General features: G+C 68.1%; 24 protein-coding genes. 19 read left to right on the top strand and 5 right to left on the bottom strand.

The genetic code is table 11. The features are described 5' to 3' along the window. The first annotated feature begins 20 nt into the window (after positions 1-20). From NNZ72_RS11160 to NNZ72_RS11125, 8 genes are all read left to right on the top strand, one after another. Entirely contained in the window at positions 21-380 is a 360-nt protein-coding gene (locus tag NNZ72_RS11160; RefSeq protein ID WP_257315385.1) for a RidA family protein, read from the top strand. 52 nt (positions 381-432) lie between these two features. Next, positions 433-1443, top strand: a complete 1011-nt coding sequence (locus tag NNZ72_RS11155) for an ABC transporter substrate-binding protein (protein ID WP_257315384.1) — start codon at positions 433-435, stop codon at positions 1441-1443. A 69-nt stretch (positions 1444-1512) separates the two neighbouring features. Next, positions 1513-2397 carry an ABC transporter permease gene (locus NNZ72_RS11150; RefSeq protein ID WP_257315383.1) on the top strand — a complete coding sequence of 295 codons (885 nt, stop codon included), beginning with the start codon at positions 1513-1515 and terminating at the stop codon, positions 2395-2397. A 1-nt stretch (position 2398) separates the two neighbouring features. Further along, positions 2399-3178, top strand: coding sequence for an ABC transporter permease (locus tag NNZ72_RS11145; protein WP_257315382.1), 780 nt, complete (start codon positions 2399-2401; stop codon positions 3176-3178). Then, a complete protein-coding gene (locus NNZ72_RS11140) occupies positions 3175-4281 on the top strand; it encodes an ABC transporter ATP-binding protein (protein WP_257315381.1) in 1107 nt (368 codons plus the stop codon). Before NNZ72_RS11145 ends, NNZ72_RS11140 begins: the two co-directional genes overlap by 4 nt. 20 nt (positions 4282-4301) lie before the next feature. Then, complete coding sequence (locus tag NNZ72_RS11135; RefSeq protein WP_257315380.1) at positions 4302-5768, top strand: 2Fe-2S iron-sulfur cluster-binding protein; 1467 nt, start codon at positions 4302-4304, stop codon at positions 5766-5768. Next, on the top strand, positions 5765-6919 hold the full coding sequence (locus NNZ72_RS11130; RefSeq protein WP_257315379.1) for an NAD(P)/FAD-dependent oxidoreductase: 1155 nt from the start codon (positions 5765-5767) through the stop codon (positions 6917-6919). Before NNZ72_RS11135 ends, NNZ72_RS11130 begins: the two co-directional genes overlap by 4 nt. Before the next feature lie 45 nt (positions 6920-6964). Beyond that, positions 6965-8392, top strand: a complete 1428-nt coding sequence (locus NNZ72_RS11125) for an aldehyde dehydrogenase family protein (RefSeq protein WP_257315378.1) — start codon at positions 6965-6967, stop codon at positions 8390-8392. Between the two features lie 223 nt (positions 8393-8615). Here the strand turns inward: NNZ72_RS11125 and NNZ72_RS11120 are convergent, their stop codons facing one another. Next, complete coding sequence (locus NNZ72_RS11120) at positions 8616-8954, bottom strand: hypothetical protein (RefSeq protein ID WP_257315377.1); 339 nt, start codon at positions 8952-8954, stop codon at positions 8616-8618. 351 nt (positions 8955-9305) lie between these two features. Here NNZ72_RS11120 and NNZ72_RS11115 point away from each other — a divergent pair, with 351 nt between their 5' ends. The 11 genes from NNZ72_RS11115 to NNZ72_RS11065 all read left to right on the top strand — a co-directional run bounded on the left by NNZ72_RS11115 (position 9306) and on the right by NNZ72_RS11065 (position 20841). Then, positions 9306-10502, top strand: a complete 1197-nt coding sequence (locus tag NNZ72_RS11115) for an ABC transporter substrate-binding protein (RefSeq protein ID WP_257315399.1) — start codon at positions 9306-9308, stop codon at positions 10500-10502. Positions 10503-10603: 101 nt separating this feature from the next. After that, entirely contained in the window at positions 10604-11467 is an 864-nt protein-coding gene (locus tag NNZ72_RS11110) for a branched-chain amino acid ABC transporter permease (protein WP_257315376.1), read from the top strand. Between the two features lie 70 nt (positions 11468-11537). Beyond that, on the top strand, positions 11538-12509 hold the full coding sequence (locus NNZ72_RS11105; RefSeq protein ID WP_257315375.1) for a branched-chain amino acid ABC transporter permease: 972 nt from the start codon (positions 11538-11540) through the stop codon (positions 12507-12509). A 9-nt stretch (positions 12510-12518) separates the two neighbouring features. After that, the gene (locus tag NNZ72_RS11100) at positions 12519-13289 is read left to right on the top strand and encodes an ABC transporter ATP-binding protein (RefSeq protein ID WP_257315374.1); all 771 of its coding nucleotides are present in this window, start codon (positions 12519-12521) and stop codon (positions 13287-13289) included. Continuing rightward, complete coding sequence (locus tag NNZ72_RS11095; RefSeq protein WP_257315398.1) at positions 13282-13986, top strand: ABC transporter ATP-binding protein; 705 nt, start codon at positions 13282-13284, stop codon at positions 13984-13986. Before NNZ72_RS11100 ends, NNZ72_RS11095 begins: the two co-directional genes overlap by 8 nt. 27 nt (positions 13987-14013) lie before the next feature. Next, on the top strand, positions 14014-15351 hold the full coding sequence (locus NNZ72_RS11090; RefSeq protein ID WP_257315373.1) for a glutamine synthetase family protein: 1338 nt from the start codon (positions 14014-14016) through the stop codon (positions 15349-15351). Between the two features lie 16 nt (positions 15352-15367). After that, positions 15368-16540 carry an iron-containing alcohol dehydrogenase gene (locus tag NNZ72_RS11085; RefSeq protein ID WP_257315372.1) on the top strand — a complete coding sequence of 391 codons (1173 nt, stop codon included), beginning with the start codon at positions 15368-15370 and terminating at the stop codon, positions 16538-16540. A gap of 28 nt (positions 16541-16568) precedes the next feature. After that, positions 16569-17342, top strand: coding sequence for a 3-oxoacyl-ACP reductase FabG (gene fabG / locus NNZ72_RS11080; protein WP_257315371.1), 774 nt, complete (start codon positions 16569-16571; stop codon positions 17340-17342). A 23-nt stretch (positions 17343-17365) separates the two neighbouring features. Then, complete coding sequence (locus NNZ72_RS11075) at positions 17366-19648, top strand: propanediol/glycerol family dehydratase large subunit (RefSeq protein ID WP_257315370.1); 2283 nt, start codon at positions 17366-17368, stop codon at positions 19646-19648. Between the two features lies 1 nt (position 19649). Further along, positions 19650-20069: a diol dehydratase small subunit gene (locus tag NNZ72_RS11070; protein WP_257315369.1), complete on the top strand. Its 420-nt coding sequence runs from the start codon at positions 19650-19652 to the stop codon at positions 20067-20069. Positions 20070-20082: 13 nt separating this feature from the next. After that, positions 20083-20841 carry an SDR family NAD(P)-dependent oxidoreductase gene (locus tag NNZ72_RS11065; protein WP_257315368.1) on the top strand — a complete coding sequence of 253 codons (759 nt, stop codon included), beginning with the start codon at positions 20083-20085 and terminating at the stop codon, positions 20839-20841. Positions 20842-20844: 3 nt separating this feature from the next. Here the strand turns inward: NNZ72_RS11065 and NNZ72_RS25520 are convergent, their stop codons facing one another. From NNZ72_RS25520 to NNZ72_RS11045, 4 genes are all read right to left on the bottom strand, one after another. After that, on the bottom strand, positions 20845-21804 hold the full coding sequence (locus NNZ72_RS25520; RefSeq protein ID WP_257315367.1) for a helix-turn-helix domain-containing protein: 960 nt from the start codon (positions 21802-21804) through the stop codon (positions 20845-20847). Between the two features lie 192 nt (positions 21805-21996). Beyond that, positions 21997-22824, bottom strand: coding sequence for an ABC transporter permease (locus NNZ72_RS11055; RefSeq protein ID WP_257315366.1), 828 nt, complete (start codon positions 22822-22824; stop codon positions 21997-21999). Next, positions 22821-23690: an ABC transporter permease gene (locus NNZ72_RS11050; RefSeq protein WP_257315365.1), complete on the bottom strand. Its 870-nt coding sequence runs from the start codon at positions 23688-23690 to the stop codon at positions 22821-22823. The genes NNZ72_RS11055 and NNZ72_RS11050 overlap by 4 nt, the downstream gene beginning before the upstream one ends. Further along, a complete protein-coding gene (locus NNZ72_RS11045; RefSeq protein WP_257315364.1) occupies positions 23687-24733 on the bottom strand; it encodes an ABC transporter ATP-binding protein in 1047 nt (348 codons plus the stop codon). The genes NNZ72_RS11050 and NNZ72_RS11045 overlap by 4 nt, the downstream gene beginning before the upstream one ends. Between the last annotated feature and the right edge of the window lie 11 nt (positions 24734-24744).

The following is a 24744-nucleotide window of genomic DNA, read 5'->3' as shown; positions in this document are numbered from 1 at the left end:
AACCGCTTCAAGGAGGAAGAATGTCGATCCAACGTTTCGAGCCGAACGGCAAGCGTCTGAGCCATGTCCTGGTCCACAACGGGATCGCCTACGTCACCGGCCAGGTTCCGGCGGATCGCAGCCAGGATGTCGCCGGCCAGACCGCCCAGGTCCTGTCGCGCATCGACGCGCTTCTCGAAAAGGCCGGGACCGACAAGTCGAAGATCCTTTTCGCGCAGGTCTGGCTGAAACATGTCGTGGCGGATTTCGCGGCGATGAACACGGTCTGGGAAGAGTGGGTGCCCGAGGATGCGCTGCCGGCAAGGGCCACGGTCGAGGCGAACCTGGCGGCCGAGAACATCCTCGTCGAGATCGCCGTCCAGGCGGCTGTCGAAGCCTGACCGCCGACAACGAAGAATTGACCAGCTCCAAAGCAAAAGGATGGGGAACCAAATGCGCAAGACCTTTGTAATTGCAGTCGTTGCGACGCTTCTGGCCGGCACGGCCGTCAACGCCGCGGACACCACGCTGACGATTTCGAGCTACGGCGGGGCCTACCAGGAAGCCCAGTCGAAATCCTACTTCCAGCCCTTCATGGCAGAGAACCCGGATATCGAGATCGTCGAGGACAGCGCTTCCAGCAATGCGAAGCTCAAGGCCATGGTCGAGACCGGAAACGTCACGCTCGATCTGGTGCTGACCGACGACAGCTTCGGCCTTGAAGCCGACGCGCAATGGCTGGAGCCGATCGACTATTCGATCGTCGACAGGTCGAAGTTCATCGAGGGCGCGGCGGGAACCTACCGCGTGGCTTCGGACATCGAGGGCACGGTGCTCGCCTACAATGCCGACGAATTCGGCGGCGAGGCGCCGCAGGGCTTTGCCGACTTCTTCGACACCGCGAAGTTCCCCGGATCGCGCGCGGTCTGGAAATATGCCGCGTCGGGCATCTTCGAGACGGCCCTGATCGCCGACGGCGTGAAGCCCGAAGACCTCTACCCGATCGACGTGGAGCGGGCGCTGAAGAAGCTCGATACCATAAAGGCCGACATCGTGTGGTGGGAAAGCGGCTCGCAGTCCGAGCAGCTTCTTTCGAGCGGCGAGGCGGGCATGGCCCTCGTCTGGATCGGGCGCGCCCTGAACGTTGCCGAGAAGGGCATCAAGGTCGACTGGACGAACTGGACCTCGCAGACGGGGTACTGGGTGGTTCCCAAGGGCACGAAGAACAGGCAAGCGGCGATGAAGGCGATCGACTTCTTCACCGAGCCGGCCCAGCAGATCGAGTTCACCAAGTACATGCCCTACGGCCCGTCCAACAAGAATGCCCTTGCCTCCGTGGACGGCAAGTTCAAGGGCAACCTGCCGACCGACCATCTCGACACGCGCGTCCTGATGAACGCGGAGTGGTGGGCTGAAAACGGCGCGGACGTCGACCTGCGCTTCCAGGAGTGGCTTCTCCAGTAAGATCTTCCGGCGAGCGGCCCGCCCGGCCTGCCGGGCGGGTCCCTGCCCAATTCCCTGTTCGGAAACATGATGACCGTATCACTTCATGATCGCAGCATGCCGGCGAAGGCGATGGGACGCTTCCGACCGCCGTCGGCGTTCTGGCTGATCGCGCCCGCGATCCTGTTCCTCGCGTTCTTCTTCGTGTTTCCGCTGCTGAAGCTCGTGGCGATCTCGCTGCCGGACGGCAGCGCGGAACACTACCGGCAGATCTTCACCACGCCGGTCTTCCTCAGGGTTATCGGCGAGACGTTCCGGGTGTCGCTCATCGTGACCGTGGTCACGGTGGCCATCGCCTATCCCTATGCCTATGCCATGGCGCACGGCGGGCGGGCGGCATTGCTCGTTCTCACGGTCGCCTTGCTCATCCCGTTCTGGGTGAGCCTTCTGCTGCGCAGCTTCTCCTGGATCGTGCTGCTTCAGAACACCGGCCTGATCAACGATTTCCTGATCGCCGCCGGCCTGATCGACAGGCCGATCCGTCTCATCCGCACGCCGCTGGGCGTGATCATCGGCATGGTGCATATCCTGTTGCCCTACGCGGTCCTGCCGCTCTACACGGTGATGAAGAAGATCGACCTGCGCCTCATGGAAGCGTCGTCGATCTGCGGCGCGAGCTGGCTCAGGGGATTTGCGCGGGTCTATTTCCCGCTGTCCCTGCCCGGCGTCATGGCCTCCGCGATCCTCGCGTTCACGCTGGCGCTCGGCTTCTACATAACGCCGGCGCTGCTCGGCAGCCCGCGCGACATGATGATCGCGCAGATGATCGCCGGCCAGTTCAACGAGCAGCTCAATTTCGGGTTGGGAGCCGCGCTCGCGGTCGTCCTCATGGTCCTGACGGCCATGGCCTTCGGCTTGTTCGGGGCCGCACGGGCCGCCCTTCAGATGCGTGACCGCCGGAAAGGGGAGGCGTGACATGGACAGGCTGAGGCGCGTTCTCTTCTGGGTCGTGGTCGGCCTGACGGCCGTGTTCCTGCTGTTGCCGACATTGATCACCGTGCCGATGTCGTTCACGACGACGTCGACGCTGGAGTTCCCTCCGGTCGGCTTCACCTTCGAATGGTACGGAAAGGTCATCGGTGCGGCGGATTGGCGGGCGGCGCTGGTCAACAGCCTCGTCGTCGCGCTTGCCGCGGCGATCCTTGCCACCGTGATCGGGACGGCGGCGGCACTTGCGCTGCACGCGCACCGTTTTCCCGGCAAGACGCTGGTCATGGGCCTTCTCCTCAGCCCCATGGTCACGCCCGTCATCGTGCTCGCGGTGGGGATGTACATGGTGTTCTCGGGGTGGGGGCTCGTCGCGACCCGGCTCGGGCTGGTCCTCGCCCACACGGTCCTTGCCATTCCCTTCGTCGTCGTCTCGGTCCTTGCGAGCGCGCGCATGGTGAACCCGTCGCTCGCCCCCGCCAGCCTCGGCCTCGGCGCGAGCCGCTGGTTCACCTTCCGGCGGGTGACGCTGCCGCTCATCATGCCCGGCGTCCTGTCGGGCGCCGTCTTCGCCTTCATCACCTCCTGGGACGAGGTCGTCATCGCGCTGTTTCTCGCCGATGTCCGCACCCGCACGGTTCCGATCATGATCTGGAACCAGGTGCGCACCAACCTCGACCCCGCCACGGCCGCCGTCGCCGCGATCCTCATCGTGCTGTCGGCGCTGGGCGTCCTGCTCTCGTATAAAATCAGGGAAGCCAGATCATGAGCGCCGTCCTTCAGAACCCCGCGGGCACGGCCATGAGACTCGAAGGGGTTTCGAAGTCCTACGGGGTCGTCAAGGCTCTCGACGACGTGTCCATCGAACTTCGCAAGGGAGAGTTCCTGACCTTGCTCGGCCCCTCGGGGTCCGGCAAGACGACCCTCTTGCGCGCCATCGCCGGCTTCATCCGGCCGACGGCCGGACGCCTGCTGATCGACGGCCGGGACATGACCGGGGTTCCGCCGCAGAAGCGCAACATCGGGATGATGTTCCAGGACTATGCCCTCTTCCCGCACATGACGGTGCTGGAGAACATCGGCTATCCGCTGGAAACGCGCGGCATCAGGCGGGCCGAGCGCGAGACGCGCGGCATGGAGATGCTTGAGATCGTCGGCCTGGCGCATTGCGCGAAGCGCTATCCGAAGGAGATGTCCGGCGGCCAGCAGCAACGCGTCGCGCTGGCGCGAGCCCTCGTGTTCAGGCCGGACATCGTGCTCCTGGACGAGCCCATGGCCGCGCTCGACAAGAAGCTGCGCGGGCAGATGCAGATCGAGATCATGCACATCACGCGGCAGGTCGGCGCGACCGTGGTCTCGGTCACGCACGACCAGGAGGAGGCGCTGGTCATGAGCGATCGCATCGCCATCTTCAAGGACGGGCGCCTCGAGCAGATCGGCACGCCGCACGAGCTCTACCTTCAGCCGCGGTCCGAATTCGTCGCCGACTTCATCGGCGAGGCTAACCTCCTGCGCGGCGCGGTCCGCTCGACGGGCGAGGGGACCGTCGTGGAAGGCGACGGCTGGACGGCCAGCCTGCCGCCGGGCGATCCGCGGTCCGAAGCGCTCGCCAAGGTGCGCAAGGCTTGCGTGGTGCTCCGGCCGGAGCGGATCCATGCGGTCGCGGCCGGCTCCGAAACGGAGAATGCGGGCGTCGGGGTGATCGAAGACAAGATCTATCTCGGGGTCGAGTACCGGCTCGTCGTGCGGATGAACGATGGCGGCAAGGTCAACCTGCGCAGCCGGGACGTCGCGTCCGTCGCCGGCATGAACGCCGGCGACCGGATCGGCATGGCGTGGACCGTCGACGACATCGTCGTCATCGGCGCGTGAGGAGGCAAGGGGAGGGGATCATGAGCGACGACGACCGGCAGGCCGAGGTGACGTTCCTCTGGAACGGCGCGCCGATCAGGGCGCGGCAGGGCGACAGCGTGGCGGCCGCCCTTTGGCGCGCCGGCATCACCACGCTCGCGCGGTCGCGCAAGATCCACCGGCCTCTCGGCTACAGCGGCGCCTATCCGGCGGGCGTGCTTGCCCGCGTGGACGGACGCCCGAACGTGCGCCTCGACCAGGTCCGGGCGGAGGACGGCCTCGTCGTCGAAATGCAGAACACCTGGCCGTCGCCGCGTTTCGATCTTCTGAGGCTCGCCCAGGTCCTGCCGCCGAAGCTCGTCTACGGCGGCTTCGAGCACGGCGCCTGGATGCCGAAGGGCGGGCCTGCCTATCGCCTTGCCGAAAGGGCGATGGCGAACCTCGCCGGGGTGGCGCGTCCTGCCGACGTCGCCGCCCGGGCGTCGCTTGTCCCCGGGGAACGCATGGCGGTGGATTGCCTCGTCGTCGGCGGCGGGCCTGCCGGGATTTCCGAGGCGAACCGCCGGGCCGGGCTCGGCGAGACGGTCGCGCTCGTCACGAGAGGGGACCGCCCTGCCCGTTTCGCGGGCGCCGCCGGCGTGGCCGTCGAGCCGCTCGACCCGCGGGTCCGGCTGTTTGCGGGAATGGAGCTTTTCGGCGTCTACCGCGACGGCGCACTCATGGTCGGGGCACCGCACGACAATCGGCGGGGCGCGGTCGCGTTCGATCCCCGGGCGGCCGTCCTTGCGACCGGGCGGCGTTCGATCCCGCCGCTGGTCCGAGGCAACCAGCTGCCCGGCGTGCTCGATGCCCATTCCGCCCTCCAGCTCGCCGCCGTCCATCGCGTCATGCCGGGAGGGCGCGTCGCGGTCGTGGGGACGGGAGCGGAGAAGGACCTTGCGGACAGGCTCGTTTCCCTCGGCGTGGACGTGGTTCACCGCGGGCCGATCGAGGAGCTCGTGGAGATCAGGGGACGCAGCCGGGTGACGGCCATTCGCACCGGCACGGAGATCCGATGCGACGCCGTCGTCCATGCCGGACCGTGGCGGATCGATCCGAGCCTCGGCTTCCAGGCCTCGGGCGAGGGGATGTTCCAGGTGCTCGCGCGCCCGCTTCCGGAGACGATGTCTATCATCGGGGCGGCGGCGCTCGGCGACGAGCGCATTCATGCCCGCAGGCACGTTCATCCCGGCACCCTGATCTGCCCCTGCATGGATGTGACGGCCGGCGAGCTCTACTGCCACATCGACGAGGGCGAGACGGACCCCGAGGTGCTGAAGCGCCTGACCTCCTGCGGCATGGGAACGTGCCAGGGCTTCCCCTGCTGGGAGCACATGCTGGCGCTGCTCGCCGCCCGCATCGGCGTCGAGCCGGAGGCGTTCGCCCGCCCCACCCATCGGCCTCCCCGGCGCTCGATAACGGTGGCGCAGGCGGCAGGCCTTGCCGCGCTCGTGGAGCCCGACCGATGAACAAGCCCCTTCCCAGACGTGCATCCGTCGTCATCGTCGGCGGCGGCGTGCAGGGCCTCTCGGTCGCCTTCAATCTGGTCGAGCAGGGGCAGCGGGATATCCTCGTCCTCGATGCCGGCTACTGGCAGGGCGGGGCTTCCGGCCGCAACGGCACGCTCATCCGGCCGGGCTTCGCCTCCGTGGCCTGGACGGAACTCTTCGTCCTGACCGTCGGCGAATGGCGGACCTGGTCGAAGCGCCTCGGCGAGAACGTCATGTTCACGCAACGCGGCTATTCCGTGGTTTCGGAGACCGAGAAAAGCGAGGCGATGCTGCTCGAGGGGCTGAAGGTCCAGAAGAGCCTCGGGGTCGACAGCCGGATGCTGTCGCGCCGCGAGATCGACGATCTCCTTCCCGCGATCGACAAGTCCCGCGTCCGCGCCGTGCAGCACCAGCCCGAAGGGGGCGTCGCGCCGCACCATGCGGTGATGAAGGGCCTGCTGGCCTTCTGCCGGCGCAGCGGCGTCGACGTTCGCTACCGGACGGCGATCAGCGGCGTGGAACGGACGGGCACGCGCGCGAGCGCGGTGCTGGTGGGCGACCACAGGATCGAGGCGGATTGCATCGTCGCCTGCGCCGGGCCGAACAACCCGGATATCGCCGCCATGGCCGCCGTGCCGCTCAACGGCTTCGGCATGCGCATCGAGGCCATGGCGCTGGAGCCCACGCGGCCGCTCATCAAGCCCGCCATCGCCCTGATCGACAGCCTCGCCTATTTCCACCAGACCGCGCGCGGCGAGGTGGTCGGCGGGACGGAAGTGCCCGAGACGCCGCGCATGTCGCTGAAGGTCGACGTGCCCGTGATGGCCCAGATGGCGAAAGTCTACCTGGACATGTTCCCCCAGCTCGGCGAGGTCCGCATCCTGCGCCACTGGGCCGGGCAGTTCCATGCCTCGTCCGACTATGCCCCGCTCCTCGGCGAGCATCCGGACCTGAAGGACCTCTGGTTCTCGGCCGGATGGTCCTACGGCTTCGCCGGCGCCCCGGCCGCCGGGAAGCTGCTGGCGCAAGCGATCGCCAGGGGCCGGATCGACCGCCGGATGAAGCCCTTCGCCCTCGATCGCTTCGAGAAGACGGGTCCGATCGCCGAAGGCGGCATCGTGCTCGCGTGATGCCGCGAACGAAACCCTGACATATAGCCAGAAAGGACAGCTCCGATGAGCAATCACGAGAACTTCTACATCAACGGTGCGTGGGTTTCGCCCGTCACGCCCCGGACGCTCGACGTCATCAATCCGGCCACGGAGGAGGCGTTCACGCGGATTTCGGTCGGCTCCGCGGCCGACGTGGACAAGGCCGTCGCTGCGGCGAAGGCCGCCTTCGAGACCTTCTCGCGGACGGCTGCCGCCGAGCGGCTCGCGCTCCTGAAGCGGATCCACGGCGTTTACCTGGAGCGTTTCGAGGATATTGCGCAGGCCGTTTCCGCGGAGATGGGCGCGCCGCTCGCCTTCGCGCGCGATGCGCAGGCCTGGGCGGGACGGGGCCATCTCGAATCCACGATAAAGGCCTTCGAAGACTACACGTTCAGCGAAAAGCGCGGCACGACGATGATCGTCAAGGAACCGGTCGGGGTCTGCGCCCTGATCACGCCGTGGAACTGGCCTCTCAACCAGATCGTCTGCAAGGTCGCCCCGGCGATCGCCGCCGGCTGCACCGTCGTGCTCAAGCCTTCGGAAATCGCACCGATCTCGGGCATCGTCTTTGCGGAAATCATGCATGCGGCGGGCGTGCCGAAGGGCGTGTTCAATCTCGTCAACGGCACCGGCCCCGATGTCGGGCAGGTCATGGCGTCGCATCCCGACGTCGACATGGTGTCCTTCACCGGATCCACCCGGGCGGGCATCATCGTCGCCAAGGCTGCGGCCGACACGGTCAAGCGCGTCGCGCAGGAGCTCGGCGGCAAGTCGGCGAACATCATCCTTCCCGACGCCGATTTCGAGACTGCGGTGACGAAGGGCGTCCACGGCTGCTTCGGCAATTCGGGGCAGTCCTGCGATGCCCCCACGCGCATGCTGGTTCCGAAGGGGCGCCATGAAGAGGCGCTGGCCATCTCGAAAACCGCAGCCGAGGCGTTCCGCACGGGCGATCCGAACGCGGAGGACACCGATCTCGGCCCCGTCGTCAGCCAGATCCAGTTCGACAAGATCCAGCGCCTGATCGAGGCCGGCATCAGCGAAGGCGCGACGCTCGTCACGGGCGGTCCCGGCCGGCCCGACGGCCTCAACCGCGGCTACTACGTCCGTCCGACCGTGTTCGGAAACGTCACTTCCGACATGACGATCGCCCGCGAGGAAATCTTCGGACCTGTGCTTTCCATCCTGTCCTACGAGGACGAGGAGGACGCGATCCGCATCGCCAACGACACCGTCTACGGCCTTGCCGCCTACGTTCAGTCGCGGGACATCGAGCGCGCGCGCCGGGTTGCGTCGCGCATGCGCGCCGGGTCGGTCTACCTCAACTATCCGGCCTGGGACACGATGGCGTCCTTCGGCGGCTACAAGCAGTCGGGCAACGGGCGCGAATATGCCGATTTCGGCATCCACGATTTCCTCGAGATCAAGAGCGTGGTCGGCTACGGCGACTGAGCTTGCGGGGGAGTGCCGTCGTTCTCGACGCCTGTAGCCGGAAACCCGTCGGGTATGCGAAGGTCTTCCCGCCGGACCAGAACCGTCGGCGCTCTACCCCCGAGGCTCGCAAACGAGCGGGATTCCTGGTTGGGAAGCCAGGCGCCCAGACATCTTCCCGGATGTCCGCAACGAAAAGGCCGCGCGTCGCCGCGCGGCCGTGAAGCGTGCGTGCGCTTCGGGATCAGCCGGCGGCGTCGAGCACCTTCTCGCAGTGCGACGGGCCGCCCTTCTGGCCGGGATGGTCGACGACGGTGCGGATCGTCCGGATCTTGTAGCTGCCGTCGACGGTCAGCTCGACCTGGCAGGCGCGCCCCCTGACGAAGCCGCCGCGCCACTTGTAGAGCGTCGTGCCGCCGGCGCCCTCGACGTCGGAGAGCGGCGGGCCGTAGGCTGCGAAGAAGCTGCCGGCCGTCTTGCCGTTCCAGCGCGCCTGGAGCGGATTGGTGGCGGCGGAGGGGGCGGTGGTGCATCCGGCGACGGCAAGCGTGAGGGCTGCCAGAATTGCAATGCGGGATTTCATGGGTGCCATATCCTTGGACTGCGCTCGGGCCCGTCGACGCGATTCGGCGCCGCGGCCTTGTCTGGCCATAGCGCAGTGCGCGTAAAAGGGGAATCGCCCCCGCGCCGAACTTTGCGTCCGTCCGCCGCGAAGAGCCGCGGACCTTGCGGATTTGCAACAGTTTCCGCCCGTGCCGCGGGTGCCTGCCGGCCGGTCGCCACGCGGCGGCGGGCGGCCGGCCGACGATTTTCGGTGTTGCCGATATTGGATAGCGCCCGTCCGAATTGGCGCGAATAGTACGCGCAATCAACAAGAACACGGAAATCGAAAACTGGGAGAACCATGATGAAAAAGGAAACGGGTTCGTTGTTTGTGACGCGTCGCCGGCTGCTGGTGACGGGGGCGGCGGCTCTCGCGGCGCCTGCGATCCTGCCGCGGAGCGCCTTCTCGCAGCAGGCCAAGACGATCAAGATCGGCGGCGCGGTGCCGCTGTCGGGACCGGTCGCCTACTGGGGCCATTCGACGGCGCAGGGCTTCATCGACGGCGCGGCGGTGATCAACGAGGCGGGCGGCGTGATGATCGGCGGCGAGCCGCACATGCTCGAGGTGATCAGCTACGACACCAAGGGCGAGGTGGCCGACTCGCGCGCGGCGACGATGCGCCTCGTCGAGCAGGACCAGTGCAAGTACGTCTTCAGCCAGGCGGCCGCCTCGAACGTCGGCATGCTGCAGGTGACGGAGCCGGCCGGCGTCCTGTCGATCGTTGCCTGCTGGGGCTATCTGGACCTGTTCGGCAAGGACTACCCCTTGCATTTCCGCGCCGAGATGTCGGACTACGAGCAGGGCTTCGCCTACATCCCCTTCATGCAGGAGAAGTACGGCAAGGACGCGCTGAAGACGGCGGCCTTCATCGGCCCGAACGACCAGGACGGCACCGACTGCCACTTCTCCTACAAGCGGCTGATGGACTATTACGGCATCACCCAGAAGGCGGCCGAGTTCTACAACTGGGAGGACACGGACTTCTATCCGATCGTCGCCAAGACGATCGCCGACCGGCCGGACTTCATCGTCACGAGCCCGTCCCCGCCCGGCATCACCGCCTCGATCATCAAGGCGGCGCGCGAGCTCGGCTATACCGGCCCGATCTCCTCGCCCGCGGCCTCCGAGACCAAGACCATCCTCGAGGTGGCCGGCGAGCATGCCGACGGCGTCATCCTGCCGGTGACGAACGTCGAGCCGTCGACGGACACCCAGAAGGCCATCGAGAAGCGCTTCATGGAGCGGTTCGGCTCCTTCAATGCGCTCGCCGGCAACTATTCCTGGTGGATCTACTCGCTGAAGGCGGCCTGGGAAGCGGCCGGCACGGCGGAGGACACCAGGAAGGTGGCCGAGGCGCTGGCCGCCGTCGAGCTTGAGGACACCTATGTCGGCAAGGTCAAGTGGGCGGGCAAGAACTCTTTCGGCGTCGACCGCCAGGGCGTCTACGACTGCTTCACCACCACCATCGACAAGGGCGTGGCCAAGGTCGAGGACGTGCGTTTCCCGGCGCTGCCGGCGGACTACTGATCTCGCGCAACCGGACCTGAACGGTCGCGCCGCCCCGCCCGGGCTCTCCGGGCGGGGCGGCGGCGGCCCGGACGTCCCTGCGATCCTGGAGCCTTTCGCGCATGAGTGACTTCCTACAGATGGGCCTGACCGGGGTCAGCCTCGGCCTGATGTACGCCCTGATCGCCATCGGCCTCACCCTGATCTTCGGGGTGATGCGCATCATCCAGTACGCGCACGGCGAGATGTTCATGCTGGGCGCCTTCGTGCTCTACTACTGGCATGCCGAGATGGGGCTGCCCTACTGGGCGGGCGTCGCCGTCAGCGCCGTCGTGATCTTCGGCCTCGGCGCGGTGCTGCAGATGGTGCTGTTCAAGCCGCTGCACGGCAAGAACATCCTCTATTCGCTCGCCGTCTCGCTCGGCCTGGTGCTGATCATCTCCGGCTCCGGCCAGCTCATCTTCGGCACCACCACCAAGGGCATCCCGAGCGCGGTCTCGGGCGGCGTGCTGCTCGGCGGCGCCTATCTCTCCTACGAGCGCATGGTGATCTCGGCCGTATCGATCGCGCTGATCGTGGCGCTCTGGCTGTTCCTGCGCCGCTCGGTGACGGGGCTTGCGATCCGGGCGGTCGCCGAGGACCCGGACACGGCGGCGCTGCAGGGCATCCGGACCGGGCGCATCCACTGGATCGCCTTCGGCCTCGGCTCCGCCATGGCGGCGATCGCCGGCTGCATGATGGGCACGCTGCTGTCGATCGTCCCGACGATGGGCTTCCTGGCGACCATCAAGGCCTTCATGATCGTCATCATGGGCGGGCTCGGCTCGGTCGTCGGCGCGCTGGTCGGCGGCATGATCCTCGGCATGATCGACAGCGTGGTGACGACCACCATCAGCGGCGACATCGCCCTCATCCTCTCCTTCGTGGTGATCTTCCTGATCCTGGTGTTCCGGCCGTCCGGCCTGTTCGGCCAGAACTGGGACTGAGCGCCCCTCTCCGCGCCGCCCGGCGGCATGACGGCAGGGCGGCATGACAACAGACTTGCGGGATAGAAAAATGGAAGACCTTGACCGACCTCACAGGATTGCCTGGCTGGCGCTGCTGGCCGTGGCGCTGGTCGTACCCTTCCTCGTGAACTTCGACCTCTACCTCATCCACGTCGGCATCATCATCACCTTCAACGTGTCGCTGGCCGCCAGCCTCTGGCTGATCTGGACGCTCGGCGTGATCTCCTTCGCCCATGCCGGCTTCATGGGCATCGGCGCCTATGCCTCGGCGCTGGTGCTGACCAAGCTCGGCCTGTCGATGTGGTACGGGCTGTGGATCGGCGCGTTCATCTCCGGGGCGATCGCGCTTGCGATCTCCATCCCGCTGATGCGCACGCGCGCGGTCTACTTCTTCATGGCGAGCTGGGCCGTCGGCGAGGTGATCAAGCGCAACTTCGCCTATTTCAAGGATTTCTTCGGCGGCTGGGACGGCGTCTTCGACATCAAGCCGCCGGTCCTCGACCTCGGCTTCCTGCAGATCGATTTCGCCAACCGCGTCGCCTACTACTATCTGGCGCTGTTCGCCGTGACGGCGACCGTATGGGTGATCCACCGCGTGAACTCCTCGCGCACGGGCATGATCTACTGGTCGATCCACGAGAACGAGCTGCTCGCCCAGCATACCGGCATCAACGTGTTCCGCCACAAGGTGATCTGCTTCACCATCGCCTGCACGCTGGTCGGCATCACCGGCGCGCTCTACGCCCATTACCAGACCTATATCAGCCCCAAGACCTTCGACATCTGGAAATCGGAATTCGCGCTGGTCCATCTGATCGTCGGCGGGCTGACGACGGTGGGCGGCCCGGTCGCGGGCGCGATCTCGCTCACCATCGTCGACGAGCTCCTGCGCGCCACCGGCTATTTCCGCACCATCTTCTTCGGCGTGGTGCTGATCGCCTCGGTGCTCCTGCTGCCGGGCGGACTGGAGACGGTTCCGGGCCGGCTGCGCAAACTCTTCCAACGCACCTCGGGCAGGTGAGGCAACGGCATGTACGAACTCGAAGCCAGAAATCTCCAGATGAAGTTCGGCGGCGTCACCGCCATCGCCGGCCTCGACCTCGTCGTCGAGGAGGGCGAGATCCGCGGCCTGATCGGGCCGAACGGCGCCGGCAAGACCACCTTCTTCAACGCCTGCTCGGGGCGCTATCCGATCACCGCCGGCGAGATCCGCTACCGCGGCCACACGATCAGCGGGCTGAAGCCGCACGAGATCGCCGCCCAGGGCCTGGTGCGCACCTTCCAGCACGTGACGCTGTTCAAGAAGTTCTCGGTGCTGAAGAACGTCATGGCCGGCAACTACCTGCATGCGCAGCACAGCTACTGGGGTTCGCTTTTGCGCACCCGCAAGACCCGCGAGGCGGAGGCCGGCTCCGAGCGGCGCGCCCGCGAGATCCTCGATTTCATCGGCCTCGGCCACATCGCCCACCAGCAGGCCGCGACGCTGGCGCACGGCCACCAGAAGATGCTGGGCATCGCCATCGCGCTCGCCGCCGAGCCGCGCATGCTGCTGCTCGACGAGCCCTGCGCGGGCATGAACAACGACGAATCGCGCGAGATGATCGCGCTCGTGCGCCGCATCCGCGACACCGGCATCACCATCATGCTGATCGAGCACGACATGAAGGTGGTGATGGGCCTTTGCGACCGCATCACCGTCTTGAACTTCGGCAACAACATCGCGGACGGCACACCCGAGGAGGTGCGTGCCAATCCCGAAGTCCGCGAAGCCTATCTGGGGAGCCAGGCCCATGTTGCTTGAAGTGAAGAACCTGCGTGTCCACTACGGCAAGGTCGAGGCCGTCAAGGGCGTCTCGCTGTCGCTCAGGCAGGGCCAGATCATCACGCTGATCGGTGCCAACGGCGCCGGCAAGAGCTCGATCCTCAAGGCGATCTCCGGCCTCGTCAGGCCGAGCGGCGGCGAGGTGCTCTACGAGGGCCGGCGCATCGACGGCCAGCCGCCGAACCGCGTCGTCGAGATGGGCATCGTCAACGTGCCGGAGGGCCGGCGGCTGTTCAAGCTGATGACGGTGCGCGAGAACCTCAGGCTCGGCGCCTATCTCGACCGCGATTCCCGGCGCGTCGCCGACGGCATCGAGGAGGTCTTCGACCGCTTCCCCATCCTGCGCGAGAAGCAGCACCAGCCTTCCGGCAAGCTCTCCGGCGGCCAGCAGCAGATGGTGGCGATCGGCCGGGCGCTGATGGCGCGGCCCAAGGTGCTGCTGATGGACGAGCCCTCGCTCGGCCTCTCGCCGAAGATGATCGACGAGATCGCCGCGCTGATCGTGGAGCTGCGCAAGGCCGGGCTCTCGATCGTGCTGGTCGAGCAGAACGCCAACCTCGCCCTGCACCTGGCCGACCACGGCTACGTGCTGGAGACGGGTTCGATCGCCCTCGAAGGCCCGTCCGACCGCCTGCTCAGCGATCCCGAAGTGGCCCGCGCCTACCTCGGCGCTTGACCCGGACGTTTTGGACAGAGGACAAAGATGCAATCGCTTGCTGACACATCCCGGGCAACGGCCGAGGATTTCGTCCTGATCGGCTATGTCGACCTCGACGGCGTCGTCCGGGGAAAATACGCCACCGCCGAGAAGTTCGCCGCCTGGCAGAAGAAGGGCGGCGCCTTCTGCTCGGTCGTGCTCGGCTGGGATTCCCGCGACGCGCTCTACGACAACGGCCACACCGGCTGGGCGACCGGCTATCACGATGACCCGATCCGCATCGTTCCCGGCGAGGGCCGCATGATGCCCGGCGAGGGCCGGCGCTTCCACCTGATGGAATATGCCGACGGGCCGGGGGCCGCGGTCTGCCCGCGCCGGCTCGCCGGGCGCGTCGTCGAGAAGGCGGCGGAGATGGGTTTTGCCGCCAAGGCCGGCTTCGAATACGAGTTCTACGTCTTCCGCGAGACGCCGACCACCGCGCTTGCCAAGGGCTACCGCAACCTCACGCCCTTCTCGCCCACCACCGGCGGCTATTCGATCCTGCGCACCGCCGTCGAGGACGAGTTCTTCTCCGGCATGATGGCGCTCGCCCGCGATCTCGGCACGCCGCTGGAGGCGATCCATCCGGAAGCGGGGGAGGGGGCGATGGAATTCGCCTTCACGCCCGCCGACGCGATGGAGGCGGCCGACCGCGCGGTGATCTACAAGACCTTCTCCAAGGCCTGGGGCCAGCGCAACGGGCTGACGCTCTGCTACATGGCCAAGCCCATCAACGGCCTGCCCGGCTGCGGCGGCCACACCCACCTGTCGCTGTGGAAGGACGGCCGCTCCGCCTTCCACGACCCCGCCGCCGAGCACGGCCTGTCGGAGACGGCGCGCCACTATATCGGCGGGCAGCGGAAGTACATGGCCGAGCTCCTCGCCCTCTACGCGCCGACGATCAACGCCTTCACGCGGCTTGCGCCCGGCTTCTGGGCGCCGACCGGGGCGACCTGGGGCCTCGACAACCGCACCTGCTCGCTGCGCGTGATCGGCGACAGCGAGAAGTCGCTGCGCGTCGAGGTCCGCCCGCCGGCGGCCGACGCCAATCCCTATCTCGTCCTGGCCGCAGCGCTTGCCTCGGGGCTTGCCGGCATCTGCGAGAAGATCGATCCCGGCCCGCCCTTCAAGGGCAACGGTTACGACGCCGACCTGCCCGAGGCCCTGCGCTTTCCCGATTCGCTCGCCGAGGCCGCGGCGCGGCTGCGCAGGTCGGACATGGCGCGCGAATGGTTCGGCGACGCCTTCGTCGAGCATTTCGCCAGGAGCCGCGAGGCCGAGGTCGCCGCCCAGCGCGCCACCGTCTCGGACTGGGAACTGCATCGCTATTTCGAAATGATCTGAACGCCGGAAACACGCCATGACCTACGACCTCTCCGCCCGCTGGACCTACCCGACGACGATCCATGTCGGCGCCGGCAAGGCGGCCGACCTGCCCAGGCACGCCGCCGCCATCGGCCTCAAGCGCCCGCTCGTCGTCACCGACAAGGGGCTCGCCGGCCTGCCGATGATCGCCGCGGCGGTGGAACGGCTGCGCGCCGCCGGCCTTCAGGCCGCGCTGTTCTCCGAGGTGCAGGGCAACCCGACCGACACCAACCTTACCGCCGGCATTGCGGCCTTCCGCGCCGGCAACCATGACGGCGTGATCGTCATCGGCGGCGGCTCGGCCATGGACGTCGGCAAGCTCGTGGCGCTGATGGAGGGCCAGACCGTCCCGGTCTGGGACCTGGAGGACATCGGCGACTGGTGGACGCGTGCCAACGCGGATGCGATCCACCCGATCCTCGCCGTGCCGACCACGGCCGGCACCGGCTCGGAGGTGGGGCGCGCGGCGGTGCTCACCAACACCACCGACCACACCAAGAAGATCATCTTCCATCCGAAGATGCTGCCGGCGCTCGTCATCGGCGACCCGGAGCTTGCGACCGGCCTGCCGCCGGCCCTGACGGCCGCGACCGGCATGGACGCCTTCACCCACAGCTTCGAGACCTATTGCGTGGAAAGCTTCCACCCGATGGCCGACGGCATCGCGCTCGAAAGCATGCGGCTCATCCGCGACTGGCTGCCGCGCGCGGTCAGGGACGGCCGCAACGTCGAGGCGCGCACCTACATGTTCGCCGCGGCGATGATGGGCGGCGTCGCCTTCCAGAAGGGGCTGGGTGCGGTGCATTCGCTCGCCCATCCGCTCGGCGCGCTCTACGACATCCAGCACGGCCTCGCCAACGGCGTGATCCTGCCCTATGTCGTCGCCTTCAACCGGCCGGTAATCGAGAGGAAGGTCGGCATCGTCGCCCACATGCTGGAGATCGACGGCGGCTTCGACGGCTTCCTCGACTGGCTTCTTGCTTTCCGCAGGGAACTCGGCATCCCGCATACGCTGGCGGATCTCGGCGTCACCACCGCCGATGCCGACGAGATCGCCGTCAAGGCGCTCGCCGACCCCTCGACCGGGGCCAATCCGCGCAAGATGACGGCGGAGGATTTCCGCCGTCTCTTCATCGCCGCCGTCGAAGGGGATCTCGTGATTTCCTGATCCGTTTCGAAACAAGGGAGGGACTGCCATGCTCACCAGGCTCACCGGCCGCAGCGCCATCGTCACCGGCGCGTCGAAGGGGATCGGACGCGGCATCGCCCGCACGCTCGCCGCACAAGGGGCAAAGGTCACGCTGGTCGCGCGCGGCGGCGCCGCACTTGAGGAGGCGCGCGCGGAGATCGCCGCGGCCGGCGGCACGGTGCGCACGGCGACCTGCGACGTCGCCGACTGGGACCAGGTCCGCGCCATGGTGGACGAGGCGGCGGAGGCGCAGGGCGGCCTCTCGATCCTCTGCGCCAATGCCGGCATCTACCCGCAGACGACCATGGAGGCGATGGACCCCGCCGAATGGGACAACGTGATGGCGGTGAACCTGCGCTCCTCCTTCCTGGCGGTGAAGGCCGCGCAGCCGCATTTCCGCCGCGCCGGCGGCGGGCGGGTGATCCTCACCTCCTCGATCACCGGGCCGATCACCGGCTATCGCGGCTGGACCCATTACGGCGCCTCGAAGGCCGCCCAGCTCGGCTTCATGCGCTCGGCGGCGATGGAGCTCGCCAAGGACCAGGTGACGATCAACGCCGTCCTGCCCGGCAACATCATCACCGAGGGCTTCGAGGGCAACGGCCCGGAATACCTCGCGGCGATGGAGGCCTCGGTGCCGCTCGGCCGGCTCGGCACGGTTGACGACATCGCCAACGCGGTGCTGTTCCTCGCCTCCGACGAGGCGGGCTACATCACCGCCCAGCAGATCGTCGTCGACGGCGGCCAAGTCGTGCCGGAATCGCTCGACGCGATGGCCTGACGGCGGCCCAGGGAGGATGCGCCATGGAACAGATCCCGCAGGCCAATCGCTGGCGCCGCTACTCGGACTGGGACGACCGCCCGCTCCGGCTCGACCGCTTCGCGCGCGAGGACCCCGCCAACGGTTTCGCTGCCTTCTCGAGCCCCGCCGATCCGCGGCCGGGGCTGGCGACGGAGGCCGGCCGCGTCGTCAGCATGGACGGCGTGCCGGCGCATGACTTCGACCTGATCGACGCCTTCATCGCCGAATACCATCTCGACCCCGATGTCGCCGCGGAGGCGATGGCGATGGATTCGGGCGAGGTGGCGCGCATGCTCGTCGACATGCATGTGCCGCGCGAGACGCTGGTGCGGCTCGCCCACGGCATGACGCCGGCCAAGCTCGCCGACGTGGTCTCGCGGCTGAACGCGCTGGAGATCGCCTTCGCCTATGCCAAGATGCGGCCGCGCAAGACGCCGGGCAACCAGGCGCACGTCACCAATGCCAAGGACGATCCGTTGCAGCTTGCGGCGGATGCCGCCGTGGCTGTCGGCTTCGGCTTCGACGAGCTGGAGACGACGATGCGGGTCGCGCGCAACGCCTGGTCCAATGCCGTCGCCTGCCTCGTCGGCTCGGCGGTGGGCGACTGGGGCACGCTGTTCCAGTGCTCGTCGGAGGAGGCGGAGGAGCTGAAGATCGGCATGGCCGGCTTCACCTCCTATGCCGAGACCGTCTCCGTCTACGGCACGGAGCGCACCTTCGTCGACGGCGACGACACGCCCTGGTCCAAAGCCTTCCTGGTCGCGGCCTATGCCTCGCGCGGCATCAAGGCGCGCTGCACCTCGGGCGGCGGGGCGGAGCTGCTGATGGGCTATCACGAGGCGAAGTCGCTGCTCTATCTCGAGGCGCGCTGCCTCTGCCTGCAGCGCGGCATGGGCGTGCAGGGCACGCAGAACGGCGGCATCGACGGCGCGCCCGTCACCGCCAGCATTTCCGGCGGTATGCGCGAGATCATGGCCGAGAACCTGCTCGCCGTCTGGCTCGACCTCGAATGCGCGAGCGGCAACGACGCGCGCCCGACCGAATCCGAGATCCGCGTCGGCGCCAAGATCCTGCCCTATCTGATCGCCGGCTCCGACCTCATCTGCTCCGGCTTCGGCTCGATCCTGAAATACGACAACTCCTTCAACCCCTCGCTCTTCAACGGCGAGGAGATGGAGGACTTCCTCGTCTTGCAGCGCGATTTCGAGGCCGACGGCGGGCTGACGCCGCTGCCGGAGACGAAGGCGCTCGATCTGCGCATCCGTGCCGTCGAGGCGATCTCCGCCGTGCTGGAGGAACTCGACCTCGCCCGGCCGACGCCTCAGATGAAGGCGAGCGTCGTCGTCGCCTCGGGCTCGCGCGAGACCACGACCTTCTCGCCCGGCGAGACGGCGAGGATCAGCGAGGCGATCCAGACGCGCGGCATCGACGTGCTGGACGTCATCCGGGCGCTGCACAGGCGGGGCTTTTCGCCGGAGGCGGAGAACCTCCTGCGCCTCGTCAAGCTGCGCGTCTCGGGCGACTATCTCCAGACCTCGGCCATCGTCCGCCGCGGCCGCATCCTCAGCGCCGTCAACGATCCGAACGACTATGCCGGCCCGGGCAGCGGCTACCGGCTTTCGGACGAGCGGCGCGAGGAGATCTGCGATATCCGCGACACGATCGGCCAGAGCGAGGTGCTCGCGGCCCAGGCCATGCACCGCCGGGCCGAGGCGCGGCGCATCACCTACGAGGCGAAGGGCGACGCCGGGGAGGGGACCGACCCGCTCGACGTGGTGATCGGCATCAGCCCGGCCTTCGGCCTGCAGCTCTTCCAGACGACGGGCGGCCTCAACCTCTCCGACGTGCTGCGCGCGCTCATCAGGGGCGTCGAGGACGGCGGCGCGCGTCCGCGCATCCTCAGGATGCACCACACGGCCGATACGTCCTTCCTCGGGCTGACGGCCGCGCAGATGGCGGGCTCCGGCTACGGCATCGGCATCCAGGCCAAGGGCACGGCGGTGATCCACGCCCGCGGCCGCATGCCCCACAACAATCTCGAGCTCTTCTCCAACGCGCCGATCACGACGCTCGCCCATTACGAGCAGCTCGGCCGCAACGCCGCCTCCTTCGCGCGCGGCGTGCCGCCCGAGCCGGTGGTGGTGCCGACCGAGGGCCAGGCGCTCGGCGCGCGCTACCACGCGCAGGTGGCGCTGATCCACGCCATCGAGACGGGCCTCACGGTCCCCGATCGTGCGCCCGAGGAGATCGAGATCCTGTTCCTCGGGCAGAAGGAGAAGGCCTGAGATGGCGGAAAAGCCCACCCTTGCCGACTATCCGCTCGCCGAGACCGCGCCGGACCGCATCCGCGGCGGCCGCGGCAAGGCGCTGGACGACCTGACGATGGAGGCGGTGCTCGCCGGCGACGTCACGGTCGAGGACCTGCGCATCACCGCCGAGGCGCTGGCGGCGCAGGCGGCGATCGCGCGGGCCGCCGGGCGCCCGACGCTGGCGGAGAATTTCGAGCGCGGGGCCGAGCTCGTCGCCGTGCCGCAGGACCTGATCATGGAGACCTACGACATGCTGCGGCCGGGCCGCGTGCGCGACCGCCGGGCGCTCATGGAGCGGGCAGAGCTGTTCCGGCGCGACTACGGCGCCGAGGAGATCGCGCGTTTCATCGAGACGGCGGCGGAATTCTATCACCGGCGCGGCCTCGTGTCGGACTGAGGAGGAACGGTATATGCGGCTTCGGGACAGGATCGCCTTCGTCACCGGCGGGGGCTCCGGCATCGGCCGGGCCGGCGCGATCGCCATGGCGGTGGAGGGCGCGCAGGTGACGGTGAGCGACCGCGACGGTGCGGCGGCCGAAAGGGTGGCCGCCGAGATCGCCGCGGCGGGCGGCCGCGCCGAGGCGCTGGCGCTCGACATGACCGACACCCCCGCCGTCGAGGCGGCGCTCGCGGGCACGATCTCCCGGCACGGCCGGCTCGACGTCCTGCATTCCCATGCCGGCATCCAGATCGAGGGGAGGCTGGAGCAGGTGACGCCCGATGAGATGGACGCCTCCTGGGTGCTGAACGTGCGCTCGCATTTCGTCGCGGCGCGCGCCGTGGTCGGGCAGATGCGCGCGCAGGGCGGCGGCTCGATCATCGTCACCGCCTCCAATTCCGGCGTGCAGTACGACGCGGAGATGATCGCCTATGCGACGACCAAGCATGCCGCCGTCGCCATGGTGCGGCAGATGGCCAAGGACTACGCCCGCGACAACATCCGGGTGAACGCGCTCTGCCCCGGCTTCGTCGACACGCCCTTCAACGCGGGCTTCGAGCGGCAGATGGGCGGGCGCGACAGGCTGGAGGACTACATCGCCGGCGCGATCCCGATGGGCCGCTTCGCCTCGGTCGACGAGATCGCCGAGGCGATCCTCTACCTCGCCTCCGACGCCTCGCGCTTCATGACCGGCCATGCGCTGGTGATCGACGGCGGCGAATGCCTCTGAACCTCAGGCCTGGCAGGTCCTGACCCGCTCCAGCGTCTTGGAGGGCAATTCGCCGAACATGGCGTGATAGTCGCGGGCGAAGTAGCTGAGGTGCCAGAAGCCGAACTGCGTTGCGACCTCGGTCACCGAGCGCGACTGCTCCATCATGCGGCGCGCCTCGCTGAGGCGCAGCGCCCGCAGGTATTGCACGGGGCTCAGGCCGACGATCTCCTGGCAGGCGTTCTGCAGCGTGCGGCGCGACACGCCGAGCTCGACCGTCAGCTCGGCCACCGAGGAGGGGCAGGAGGACGACTGGGAGACCAGCTGGCGGACCGCCGTGATCGTGTCCCAGTGGCGCATCGGCGGGTTGTCGGATTCGGGCGGGGCCGCCTGCAGCATGTCGAGGATCCAGCCGACGAGGCCGCGGTTGAAGGCCGCCGCGTGATCCGGCCAGGTCTGCAGCCGGTCGCCGATCCCCTCCTCGCTGAGCGTCGCGCCCAGCAGGCGGCCGAGCTTGCCGAGCCGCGCCGCGTCCAGCCGGATCGCCCGGCTCGACGAGGTGATCACGTCCTCCAGCGTCCGCACCATGGCGAGGAACACCGGATCGTCGGACGCCGATGCCGAGGTGTCGATCTCGATGCCGTAGAACTCGAAATCGTCGGGCGAGAGGAACTCGAAGCCCGAGCGGCCGGAGAACACCAGCAGGCTGTGCCCGTTTCCCTCCTCGCCGCAGATGTAGCTGCGCCCGGCGGCGCGCACCGGCAGGCCGAAGCCGAGCTTCGTGGCGGGCAGCGCGCCCATCTGGAAGACCGCGCGGTTCATCTGTTCGCGGAACAGCTTCACCCCGCCGTTGCGCAGGGTGCTGACCGATCCCGTGAAGCCGCCGGACCGCAGTTGCGTGTACTTCTGGTCCCAGGCCCGCAGCAGCGTCGCCTGATGGTGCACGTCGGCGCTGGCTTCCGTCGAAAGATCTGCCTGTTCCACCTCGCTTGCAACTCCATGCCGATCGGGATCCGGTCGCCGGACCCCGGTCAAGGTTTCGACGGGACGGGAATGGGCCGCCGCCACGGATAACGCATGCGAACCGGGCACTTGCGATGAGCGGACACGCCCAGCCTATCCAGCGCGAGCACGATAGGTAGGCCATCCTGACCTGTCAATCGGCAAGCCGTCCCGTCATCCCCGGACCCTCTCCTTCCGGCGCAGGCCGCTCGCCAGCAGGACGAGCGAGACGAGCACGATGGTCATCAGCACGACGGCCGCGACGGCGAGCCGCGGGCTGCCGGCCGAGCGCAGGCTGAGCCACATCAGCACGGGCAGCGTCTGCGTGTCCCGCGTCGTCAGGAACAGCGCCATGTAGAACTCGTTGACGGAGACGACGAAGCTGAAGAGCGCGCTCGACAGGATCGCGGTGCGCACCTCCGGCAGCACGATCTCGCGGAAGGTGGTGAAGGGGCCGGCGCCGAGGTCGCGCGAGGCCTCGAGCACCTGGCGGTCGAGCGAGCGGAAGGTCGTCTCCATCAGCATCATGACGAGCGGCATGCCCCACAGGCTGTGCGCCAGCATGACGATGAAGCGCGTGCCGTAGAGATCCATCCCGAACAGGCGGACATTGCCGAAGGTGATGGCGATGCCGAGCCCGAGCACGACGCCGGGCACGAAGAGCGGCAGCATGTGGAGGAGCGTCAGCGCCCCGGTGGCGAGGTTTTTCCGCCGGCTGATCGCCCAGGCCGAGGCGGTCCCCGCGGCGACGGAGAGGACGGTCGCCCCGAGCGCGATGACGAGCGTGTTGACGAGCGCGTCGACATATTGCGGGCTGCCGAAGAAATCCGCGTACCAGCGCAGCGACCAGGACTGGATCGGGAAGCGCAGGATCTGCCCGCCGCTGAAGCTCATCACGAAGGCGATCGCCACCGGCAGGGCCACATAGACCGACACGACCCCGAGGACCAGCAGCCCCGCCGCCCAGAGCAGGCGGGCGGTAATGTCGCCGCTCCGCCTCATGCCGTCCGCTCCTTCGGTTCCACGGTCCGCATCACCACGAGCAGCAGCGCGATGGCCGCGATCATCGCCACGGCGATCGCCGAGGCGAGCGGCCAGTTGGCGCGCCCTATCATCTCTTCCTGGATGCGCTGGCCCATGGTCCACAGCGTGTCGGGGCCGAGCGCGGAGGGCGTGGCGTAGATGCCGAAGGCCCAGATCAGCGCCTGCGAGAAGGCGAGCACCACGCCGCGCCAGGTGAGCGGCAGCACGACCTCGCGGAAGGTCGAGAGCGGCGAGGCGCCGAGATCGGCGGAGGCCTCGATGAGCAGACGGTCCTGCCGGTCCATGACGGAGAGCAGGATGAAGAAGGAATAGGGCAGGATGGCATAGACGAGGCCGAGGAAGGCGGCGAACTCGGTGTAGAGCAGGTTGATCTTCTCCGAGACCAGCCCGGAGCCGACGAGCATGTAGGAGAGGAGCCCGTTGCGCGGCAGCACCAGCCACCAGCCGAAGATGATCGAGATCTCCGAGGCGAGCAGCGGGCAGAGCATCAGGCCGATGACCGTGAGGCGGAAGCGTTTCGGCCTCAGCCAGACGATCAGCGTCATCACATAGGCGAGGACGACGGAGGTGAGCGCCGCCTGGAACGCCAGCACCACCGTGTTGAAGGCCGCCTCGCGGATCAGCGGGTCCGTCGCGAGCCGGACATAGTGGTCGAGCACGACGTCCTCGACGTAGAAGCTCGGCGGCGTCCAGCCGTTGAAGCTCATCCGCACGACGCCGGCGACGGTCCTCGCGAAGACGAGGACGAGGAGCAGCAGCGAGGGCGCAAGCAGCAGCCAGAAGCCGAGGGCTTCTCCCGTCCTCCTCCTGCGCGCGTCCGTCATCGATAGGCCCTCATGTCCGCCCCGTCCCAGGAGGCGATGACGTCGCTTCCCTCGGAGAGGCCGAGCTTTGCGGACACGTCGCACATCAGCCGCAGGCCGTGGCAGGCGAGGTGATAGCGGAAATGATCGCCGAGGAACTCGACCATGGACACCGTGCAGCGCAGCGCGTTGGAGCGGACGGGCTCGTGCTCGGAAAGATGGAGGCGCGAGGGCCGCAGGTAGAGCCGCCAGGCGCCCTCGGCAAGGCCGTCTTCGAGCGTCAGCGGCAGGAGGTGCCCCTGGAGGTCGCGGATCGCGCCGCCGCCGACGGTGACGTCCAGCCGGTTCGACTCGCCCATGAACGTGTAGACGAATTCGCTGGCGGGCCGGTTGTAGAGCGTGTCGGGCCGGTCGATCTGCTCGATGCGGCCCTTCTGCATGACGGCGACACGGTCGGAGAGCGACAGCGCCTCGCCCTGGTCGTGCGTGACGAAGACGGCGGAGAAGCCGAGCTCTGCGTGCAGCCGCTTGATCTCGGCGCGCAATTGCAGCTTCAGCGCCAGGTCGAGCGCCGACAGCGGCTCGTCGAAGAGGAGCAGCGACGGCCGGACGACGAGCGATCGGGCGAGCGCCACGCGCTGGCGCTGGCCGCCGGACATCTCCGCCGGATAGCGGTGCTCGAAGCCGGGCAGGGCGACGATCTCCAGCATCTCGGCGACCCGCCGCGCGATCTCGGCGGCGGGCACGCGGCGCATCCTCAGCCCGTAGGCGATGTTCTCCGCCACGGTCTTGTGCGGGAAGAGCGCGCCGCTCTGGAAGATGGTGGCGGTGTCGCGCCGGTTCGCCGGCAGGCCGTTCACCGGACGGCCGGCGATGCGGATCACGCCGCCGGTCGGATGCTCGAAGCCGCCGACGAGGCGCAGCGTCGAGGTCTTGCCGGAGCCGGACGGGCCGAGCAGCGTCACGAACTCGCCCCTGCCGACGGCGACGGTGACGTCGTCGACCGCCACGACCGGCCCGTATTGCAGGCGGACCCTTTCGAGCTCCAGGATGCTCTCGCTCACGGCGTCTCCTT

The sequence above is a fragment of the Shinella pollutisoli genome, assembly GCF_024609765.1.
Taxonomy (GTDB): domain Bacteria; phylum Pseudomonadota; class Alphaproteobacteria; order Rhizobiales; family Rhizobiaceae; genus Shinella; species Shinella pollutisoli.
The sequence above is the reverse complement of the archived record's forward strand: the minus strand, read 5'-3'. Positions and strand labels throughout refer to the sequence as shown.